This is a genomic window from Burkholderia sp. AW33-5 (genome assembly GCF_053427615.1).
Genome location: NZ_JBSAXA010000106.1, coordinates 1 through 465, shown reverse-complemented (window position 1 = coordinate 465; position 465 = coordinate 1). Strand labels below are relative to the sequence as shown.

1 protein-coding gene is annotated in these 465 nt (G+C 70.1%); it reads left to right on the top strand.

What is annotated here, in order from left to right:
- A partial coding sequence (locus ACV22V_RS32570) for a lytic transglycosylase domain-containing protein (protein WP_448016843.1) occupies positions 1–436 on the top strand: 436 nt, incomplete at its 5' end.
- Positions 437–465 lie beyond the last annotated feature (29 nt).

The window sequence follows — 465 nt, the reverse complement described above, 5'->3', positions numbered from 1 at the left end:
GCTCTCGCAGGTCAACCGCGCGAACCTGCGTATCTACGGGCTGACGGCTGAAACCGTGTTCGATCCGTGCGCGAATCTGCGCGCCGGCGGCACCATCCTCGCCGACTGCTACACCCGCGCGTCGGCCGGCGGCCGCGTGCCGCAAGACGCGGTGCGTGCCGCGCTCAGCTGCTACTACAGCGGCAATTTCACACGAGGCTTCAAGCGCGAGCCGGGCGGGACGAGCTATGTGCAGCGCGTGGCCACGAATGCGATTGGCGCCAGCGGCGCGGTCGTGCCGCCGATCGCAGTCGTGCCGGACGGCACGGCGCCGGCGTCGCGTGGCGCCGCGCGCCCGGCGCGCGTGCGGCGGGCCGACGACACATCCACTACCGGGGCCGACCGTGCCCGCGAGACAGACCATCACCCCGCCTGGGACGCCCTGGGCGATTTTTAACGGAGCATCCGATGAAGAAGAACTTTTTC